Origin of the sequence: Polymorphobacter sp. PAMC 29334 (genome assembly GCF_019431245.1) — a bacterium.
Classification (GTDB): domain Bacteria; phylum Pseudomonadota; class Alphaproteobacteria; order Sphingomonadales; family Sphingomonadaceae; genus Polymorphobacter_B; species Polymorphobacter_B megasporae.
Map to the genome: position 1 here is coordinate 283,434 of NZ_CP080245.1, position 7,864 is coordinate 291,297.

General features: G+C 59.1%; 10 protein-coding genes and 1 pseudogene. 7 read left to right on the top strand and 4 right to left on the bottom strand.

Annotated features, from left to right (window positions below; genetic code table 11):
- The first annotated feature begins 166 nt into the window (after window positions 1-166).
- Window positions 167-670 (top strand): nucleoside deaminase, encoded by a 504-nt coding sequence (locus tag KZX46_RS22505; RefSeq protein WP_255615642.1) that lies wholly within the window; start codon window positions 167-169, stop codon window positions 668-670.
- 33 nt (window positions 671-703) lie between these two features.
- Window positions 704-1,201: a ferritin-like domain-containing protein gene (locus tag KZX46_RS22510; RefSeq protein ID WP_219777280.1), complete on the top strand. Its 498-nt coding sequence runs from the start codon at window positions 704-706 to the stop codon at window positions 1,199-1,201.
- Window positions 1,202-1,339: 138 nt separating this feature from the next.
- On the opposite strand, the gene KZX46_RS22515 is transcribed toward KZX46_RS22510, so the two are convergent.
- The 4 genes from KZX46_RS22515 to KZX46_RS22530 form a co-directional block, all read right to left on the bottom strand.
- Window positions 1,340-1,708, bottom strand: a complete 369-nt coding sequence (locus tag KZX46_RS22515; protein WP_219777281.1) for a hypothetical protein — start codon at window positions 1,706-1,708, stop codon at window positions 1,340-1,342.
- Between the two features lie 107 nt (window positions 1,709-1,815).
- Complete coding sequence (locus KZX46_RS22520; RefSeq protein WP_226896334.1) at window positions 1,816-2,556, bottom strand: PEPxxWA-CTERM sorting domain-containing protein; 741 nt, start codon at window positions 2,554-2,556, stop codon at window positions 1,816-1,818.
- A gap of 78 nt (window positions 2,557-2,634) precedes the next feature.
- A complete protein-coding gene (locus KZX46_RS22525; protein WP_219777282.1) occupies window positions 2,635-3,237 on the bottom strand; it encodes a PEPxxWA-CTERM sorting domain-containing protein in 603 nt (200 codons plus the stop codon).
- 124 nt (window positions 3,238-3,361) lie between these two features.
- Window positions 3,362-3,958 carry a PEPxxWA-CTERM sorting domain-containing protein gene (locus tag KZX46_RS22530; RefSeq protein ID WP_219777283.1) on the bottom strand — a complete coding sequence of 199 codons (597 nt, stop codon included), beginning with the start codon at window positions 3,956-3,958 and terminating at the stop codon, window positions 3,362-3,364.
- Between the two features lie 274 nt (window positions 3,959-4,232).
- Here KZX46_RS22530 and KZX46_RS22535 point away from each other — a divergent pair, with 274 nt between their 5' ends.
- From KZX46_RS22535 to KZX46_RS22555, 5 genes and pseudogenes are all read left to right on the top strand, one after another.
- Complete coding sequence (locus KZX46_RS22535) at window positions 4,233-4,436, top strand: hypothetical protein (RefSeq protein WP_219777284.1); 204 nt, start codon at window positions 4,233-4,235, stop codon at window positions 4,434-4,436.
- A pseudogene (locus tag KZX46_RS22540) lies at window positions 4,430-5,376 on the top strand (tyrosine-type recombinase/integrase); the annotation flags it as partial. The gene KZX46_RS22535 and the pseudogene KZX46_RS22540, both read left to right, overlap by 7 nt.
- Before the next feature lie 120 nt (window positions 5,377-5,496).
- Window positions 5,497-5,877, top strand: a complete 381-nt coding sequence (locus KZX46_RS22545; RefSeq protein ID WP_219777285.1) for a hypothetical protein — start codon at window positions 5,497-5,499, stop codon at window positions 5,875-5,877.
- Window positions 5,878-6,432: 555 nt separating this feature from the next.
- Window positions 6,433-7,161: a hypothetical protein gene (locus KZX46_RS22550; protein WP_219777286.1), complete on the top strand. Its 729-nt coding sequence runs from the start codon at window positions 6,433-6,435 to the stop codon at window positions 7,159-7,161.
- Window positions 7,162-7,313: 152 nt separating this feature from the next.
- Window positions 7,314-7,691 (top strand): hypothetical protein, encoded by a 378-nt coding sequence (locus tag KZX46_RS22555; protein WP_219777287.1) that lies wholly within the window; start codon window positions 7,314-7,316, stop codon window positions 7,689-7,691.
- The last annotated feature ends 173 nt before the right edge of the window (window positions 7,692-7,864 follow it).

Here is a 7,864-nt window from a genome sequence, read left to right on the forward strand (position 1 = left end):
ACGTTCAGCGTCTGATCCAATAACGGGTTCCCCTTTATGAAGGGTAGGATGCACTGGCCACTTGCTACGCGCGCAAGCTGCTGCCGCTTAACCCTGCGACAATCTGGCGGTTGGTTCGAGGGGGCGCGTCGCGCTTTACAAGCACTCGAGCAATGACGGAGTCGCTGTGACCGACGATGAACGCTGGATGCGCGAAGCGATCGCGGTAGCTACATCGCGCGGGGACGACCCGGCCTCTGCACCGATCGGCTGCGTAATCGTACTCGACGGCAAGATTATTGGTGCGTCGCACAACGAGTGCGAGACGCTCCACGACGCGACGGCACATGCTGAGATGGTGGCGTTCCGCAAAGCCGGTGCGGCAGTAACGGCCGGCGATCACCTCGGTGGCGAGATGCGGGGGGCGACGCTGTACTCGACACTGCAGCCGTGCGGCATGTGCACCATGGCGTCGATCTGGGCCAAGGTCGGCAGGATCGTCTACGGTGCCGGTCGCGACGACGTCCACAAGATGTACTTCGAAGCTAAGGGCATCGACACGCTCGATTTTGTGACCCACGCCTATCGCGACGATTTGTCGGTCGAGGGCGGTATCCTGCGCGCCGACTGCGCTCGGCTCTACTATCCGCCCGACGCGAAGCTCGACGCCGACGAGCAGGCCAATCTCTAAATTCCAACTGTCCCTGCGATGAGGAGAACCACGTTGTCCAAGATCGAAACGATGCAAGAGCTTTATGTCGACGAGTTGAAAGATCTGTGGTCGTCAAACGATCAGATGGCCAAGGCTTTGGAGAAAATTGCCCCGGCGGCAACCGACAGCGATCTCAAAGCTATGCTGCAAAAGTCACAGAGTGGCATTGCGGCCCACACCACGGTGCTCAAGGCCCTGATCGAGGCCCAGAATGAAGTGGTCAAAAAGGAGCACTGCAAGGGCATGGAGGGCCTGGTTGAGGAAGCTCTGAAGCACATCCTCAAGGATGCACCCAAGACCGGCCCCGTGCTCGACGCTGCGATCATCGCGCAGTATCAGCGGATGACCCATTATGGCATCACCGGTTTCGGCACGGTCGCCGCTTTCGCCAAGGCGCTCAAGCTTGACGGCGATGCGTCCAAGCTGGAGGCGGCGGTTAAAGATATGCATCGCGGCGACGATATGATGAGCCAGCTCGCCGAATCCGCGGTCAACGTCGAAGCGGTCTGAGTTTCAGGCATATTGGTTCGGGCTTGCCGAACCATCTGGTCGGATAGGCGACGACGGCGGCTCTTGTTCGATACGCATCGGTCGTCGGCAGTTGGTAAATGAGCCGGCCAACGGTTTTGGTCGTTGGCCGGACTCCAATTAGTTGGGCTTCGGCGCGTCCATCGCCTTGTCGGCTGCCTTCTCATGGGCTGTCGCCGCCATTTTGGCATGGTGGGCAGCACGCTTGTGGTGCATCGCCTTATTGTGCGGCGAGGCTGAGGCCTTGGCCATCGAGCTTTCCTGCGCGGCCATGGCGGTGTGCTCGTCGGCCGGCGTCGTCCCCGTCGTCGTCTGCGCAATTGACGGCCCAGCGAGTGCGAGGCTGAGCGCAGAAGCGGCGATTAGATGCGCTATCTTCATAACCCGTTCCTTCATCAAAAATATCGACGCAAGCGTGTTGTCGATGCTGTGTGATACATCATCCTTCTTAGCCTGACGATGAATAGATCCAGCGGCAGCATCTTGCACACGCCAAATCGTGAGAAGGCGTAGGCGAGCCTACCAACGCGGCATCAAGTCATGCTTTAACTGAGGCGCCGCCGAAACTGATATAGGCGACGCCTCTTTTGACCGTTTCAGGCGAACCGAATGAACGGGCGCCGACGGACTGCGACTCCGACCAAGCCAAAACCGGCAACCATCATTGCCCAGCTGGCAGGTTCAGGTACTGTGCCGGCAATCGCTGTTCCGGTAAATTTGGTGATGGAGCCAGACGTGTCGATGCTCCCGCGGGTGGCATTGCCATCGAAAATGTCGCTGACGCTGGCGACCCCGTCGTTAGGCTGGTTGGCGGTATCGAACGAGGCCAAAAAGAAGCCTTGCCCCGAGACGCTGGTCCCTGCTGGAATTAGCACGTCGAGCAGAAGGTTACCCGCGGCTGGATTGTAGCGAAAAGGCTTGGTGAAGTTAATGACATAGTCGAAACCCTGGTCGGTCGGTGCTGCAAACGACAGCGGGCCCGAATAGATATTGGTCACGTCGCTGCCGATATTGTCGGCAAAGACAGTCGACAGCGGTGTGCCAAGTTCGTCGCCATGTGTGGTCGTCGAAAGGTTGATGATGACATTCGCGTAGTCCGCGCCGTTCAGGAAGCTCGGCGTCGAGCGGAAGGCCAGTGATGTCAGGCTCTGGGGACCGCTAAAGAAGCTCGACGAGTAGACCTGCTGATCGCGACTGCCTGTCGTTCCGCGATAGGTAAAGGGTGCCGGGCTCTGCGACTGACCGGACGGTGGGTTCGGCGGCGTTATCGTAATGATATCCGCAAAGGCTGGAGCAGCGACCGTTAGCAATACGGCAAGGCCAAAACGCATGCGCATCTGAATGTCCTTTTTTCGATAGGTGCCCGACCGGCAGGTCGAAGCGCTCGACAGCGCTCTGACCTGCCACTCTGCCAATTAGGCGCTAATCGCTGTCAGACGACGCCGCGAAACAACTCCAACCATACCAAAACCCAGAACCAGCATGGCCCAGGTTGCGGGCTCGGGAACGGCTGCGATCGAGAGGTTATCGAACTCAAAGGCCAACTTCCCCGAGTTGAAGCCTACTCGCGTGACACCTTGATTACGGTTGAAATCGAAACTGATGTTACGATTGGTGGCGGCCGAACTCTGGTCCCCGTTCGCAGGCGGGAACATGCTGCCGGTGACCGTCTGAACAACCGTGTTGCCGGCGTAGAATATCAGCGTGTTGTAGCTGTCGATCGAGCCCCAGTCGGCGCTCAAGCGGGTCAACACACCGCCGCCGCCGAGCGCACCGACGTCCAAGAAGGCGTTGCCGGAGGTGCCGGTTCCGGGCACTGCCAGATACCGGGTGGTGTCTGTCACGCCGCCAATGACTGGTGCAGCCGCGGTCGAGTCCGTGCCGGAGGTAACCTTATAGTTACCCGAGAACCCGGGCGCTGATCCGTCGTTGAAGTCAATCGTAGAGGTCGAAGCAGTTGCCTGAACGCCGGCGAGAGCCATGACGGCCAGACAAGCTGCCGAAAAAACGCGGTTCATAGTTATCCCCTTTTTTATAAGAGCCTAGCAAATAGAAAACTTCAATAAGATGAGTGATTATTCCAACTCATTACTTCAGTGGCTGAACTTAACTCACCACGATTATCAGCCTAAACTTGCCGATTCAGGCGAGATGAATAACCGGCCGCTGGCGCCGGCGGACTGTGACTCCGACCAAGCCGAAACCGGCAACCATCAATGCCCAGCTGGCAGGCTCTGGAACCGTTCCTGTGCCGGTTGCTGTCGTCGCCGTGATCCCAGTATCGGCCGAAGTCTCGAACCCATAGCTATTGAGCACGGCGTTGGTCGAGAAAGCGAAGCCGTAATAATCTTTGCCCGCCGACGTCACGCGAAGGCCGAGAAAGTTGTCGCCATTCGTATAGGGGATTGACGTCGACACCGGGAACGAGCCGAAGCCGCCAAGGGTGTTCTGGTCGTAAACCACGGGCCCACCACGATCGGTGAAATCCGTGGAGGGAGTGCCGAATACCGTCCGGACCGCAGCACTGCCGCTCGTCGAAACCGCCAGATAATTCGGGAAGCCACCGGTGCCGGTGAATGTGAACGTGCTTCCCAGGTACGAGAACGAATATGGGCTCACCGACAGGTCCGCGTTCACGGACGTGATCACCGGAGCGGCCTTAGCCGATCCAATGCTCATGCCCAGAATTATGCCGGCCGCGGCCGAGCTTGCGAGCCGCTTGCGATATATCGTTTGCATACGTCATCTCCGAGGCGGAGCACCCCATAATAGTTACGGTTAATATATTTAACCGATGCAGCATATGGTAAATTAAATGGCACGGACGGGCTTTCGCTTCCAAAAGCGGGCCTCTGTCTTGAGAGACCTATGATTTTCACTCGATGGAGCCGCCGACCGAAAGCGAGTTACTCGAGGACCCGCTCAGCGACTGAGCGAGATATCGCACGATCGCCGCGTGTTATATATGAAAATGTCAATTATCACATATCAGAGATGAGTTAGTGGGGGGGTGATGAGCTACCGCGTTCGTATCGTCCCTATCCCGACCGTCATAGACGATAGCGACGCGCCAGTCGTCACCGCGCGGGTACTGGAAATTATCTTTCCCGGCGACACCATCGAAACCGCTGCGGGCCGGATCAATATCATCGTCGGTGCCGGTACCGCCAAGATCATGGTCGCCGGCAAGATTTTGCGAAGCGTCCCGCTATGCTGAGCCGCATCGTTCCACTGCAGACGTTTGCGTTGCCGACCCTCGTCGCCACGGCTGACGATCGTACCCGCACCCGCTTTCTCGAATTCTTCGCCATGATGATCCGCAACCCGAATACGCGCCGTGCTTATGTCCGGGCGACAGGTGAGTTTTTGGGCTGGTGCGAGGGCAGAGGGGTCGCGTCGATCGTCGCGGTCCAGCCGCTGCACGTTGCCGGCTATGTCGAGGAGCAGGGCCGGGTTCGCAGCGCGCCGACGGTCAAACTGCGCCTGGCCGCAGTCCGCCACCTGTTCGACTGGCTGGTGGTCGGTCAGGTCGTGCCGTTCAATCCTGCCGCTTCCGTGCGAGGCCCGAGCCATAGCGTTCGGCGGGGTAAGACGCCGATGCTGGCTCCGGCCGAAGCCCGGCAGCTGCTCAACGCCATCGACGTGACGACGCCGGCGGGATTGCGCGACCGCGCGCTGATCGGGCTGATGACGTACAGCTTCGCCCGGTTGGCGCGGCGCTGGCGATGCGGGTCGAAGACGTCTACGTCCAGAACCGGCGGCTATGGGTGCGGCTGCACGAGAAGGGTGGCAAGCACGATATGCCGTGCCACCACAACCTTGACTCGTATCTCGAGGCGTATCTCGACGGTTGCGATTTGCGCGACGACCGTAAGGGCCCACTGTTCCGGACACTGGCGCGGGGGACGGGGCAGGTAAGCGCGACGCCGCTACCGCAAGCCAACGCCTTTGCCATGGTCCGTCGGCGGGCCACTGCGGCGGACATTGCCACTGCGATCGGCAACCATTCGTTTCGGGCGACGGGGATTACTGCCTACCTCAAGAACGGTGGCACTCTCGAGAAGGCGGCGGCGATGGCCAACCATGCCTCGACACGGACAACCCAGCTCTATGATCGGCGGACTGATGAGATGAGCCTTGATGAGGTCGAGCGGGTGTATTCTAACTCTAATGCCGGAAACCGGCGTTTATCATTAAGACCAAGCCAACTTGCTCGTGCACTTGCCCAGTGATACGGCGTATAAGACAATTGAGCATGATTAATAAGGAGAACATAAGTGGCAGCGGGACTGGTTTTGACTACGTTGGCACGCGAAGGAGTTGATAGGTACCGATCGGGAAGCGCCATTTTTGATCTCGCCAAGCTTTACGAGCCGGCACTCAAGCTGCAAGTCGCGCAGGCTTTGGACCTTGGGTTTCAATGCCGAAACAGAAGCCCTCTAATGGCGGAGACGACAGGCAGCCTCGAGAATGCTGCCAGCCATGGGGTACGTTTCTTCTCCATTGTTGCCGAAGCCGTTGCCGGCACAAATACGCCAATTGGTGACTTTAGTGGCGAAGGCGGTTTTGCAATGTGGCTCTATAAGCAAAAATGGAACCTACACGACGCACCGGTGCTGGAGCGAACGGACATGCGTATCTGTCTTAATCCGACGTGAGGCTACTATAGCGTCGATGGTAAGGGATTTGCTTACAACCGTCTTGTACATATACTTTGGCACGAATTGCATCACCTCACAGCCCTGCAACACCACATTAGAATAAATGCACCATATGATCCGAGCGATCCCTGGGTGGGCGCTATGATCGAAATTGGGCGGGCCTTTCCACATACTACTCGCGATCCACAAACAGGTAATTCCGAGATCCTATTCGAGACTGATCAGTGGACTTCAAACAAACGGGCAACGCTAAGCACTTGAAGACAGAGATGGCTCGGCTAATCTGCTTAGTGCACTAAACCTAAGACGCTGTGTCAGAACGGTTTCGTAACGGTTGACGATCCGGTTTTGATGTGATTCCGGGCGGTTGCGAGACCGAACCAGGAAGGCATTATGTGGGACCCGACCGCCCGTTTAGCTCGATTTATATCAAGCAACCACCGGCCAGCTGGGACTTAAACTCGCCACAGAGTTGGCGTGACATCGCAGGAAGATACGTTGTCGGCCGGATTATTGTGCCGTTGACTGAGGATCTTTACTGAAAGGTACGGAATGCCGACCGTCAAGTTTCGCAGTCACGGCAATCGACTGCCGCCACAGGCAATCAGGATCACGGTCCCGGGTTGGGCGGGCGGCAAGGACCCGCGAGTCGACGGCAGCCACGAACAGCCATGGCACTGCATCCCCTTCTCCGAAAGCGCACGATACGGGCTCGAGCTCGTCTACCCGTTCGACGACGACCTGACGGTCAGCAGCGTCGACGGCCACGTCCGGCTCGACGCCGACTGGAAGTCCCCGCCCGGCGATGGATTGACCTGGCCCCCCTTTCGGGCGTTTGGCGAGGTTTTCTATTCCTACCAGTTGTCGCTCGACCTCGAGGTGCCGACCGGGTGGGCGATCAGGACCGAACCACACCCGCGCTATTATACCGATCCGACCAACACCACACCGCTTGCGGTCCCGGCGTTGATCCGCAGCGACTGGTGGCCGATGACCTTCTTTTGTATCTTCAAGGCGCCGCCGGTCGGCGTGACGCACGTCTTCCGCAAGGGCGAGCCGTTCATGAGCCTGATCGTTGTTCCCGCCGATCCGGAACTCGACCTGCAACCGATGACCGCGGACGAAGCCGCCCAGCGCGAGATGCGGGCACGACGCCTCGCGGTCAGCCGCGACCGCCTCGCCGACGGGACGAAATGGCTGTCGTCGACCAATACGGTCTTCGACGGAACCTACCGCAACATGGCTCGCGCGGCACGGGCGCGGAGCTCCGACCCGGACTAGCAACCGCTCGAAGCCCGCATGAAGCTGAATGCGGGCTATCGGGCGTGTTCAGCTTGGAGGCATCCAGACTATCGTAACTGTCATACGCCCGTGCGACGGCCAGTTCCGTCGGGCGGGCACGACGTCTACCCATTCCTGATGCGGAGGAAATCATGTCTCGCAAGACCGCCCTGCTCACCGACGCAGCGCTCGTCGCCCTGATCGTCGGCGGCGCGCTGATCGCGTCCCCGGCTGCCGCCGACCCGATCCCGCCGGCATTGACCTACGCCGATCTGTTTGAACCCGTGCCGAATGCGGTCGCCCGGCTCGATGCCGCCGACGCCGCTGTCCAGAGCCGGCAGGCGTACCTGATCCCGGTGCAATACTGGGACGGCTACGGCGATCCCGGTCGCTATCACCACCACCACCATCATCACCATCACTCAGCGCGTTGGTTTTATGACAACGGTTATGTCTGGAACGGATACGGCTGGGTGCCACGCCCGGTCTACCATCACCATCACCATCACCATCACCACTGGAATTATTGATGCAGTGGGACGCAGGGCAGCAACAGGTCCGGTGTTCCTAGCCTGCGACAACCCTTCGGCGACATCAAGAAGATCGCTCGGTCGATTCCCTGACCCGGAGTAGCGGTTCGGGCGAGCCCTTGCACGGTCAGACCGTGCCAGAACGTAACGAGAGGAGAGTACGCCGTGCAACA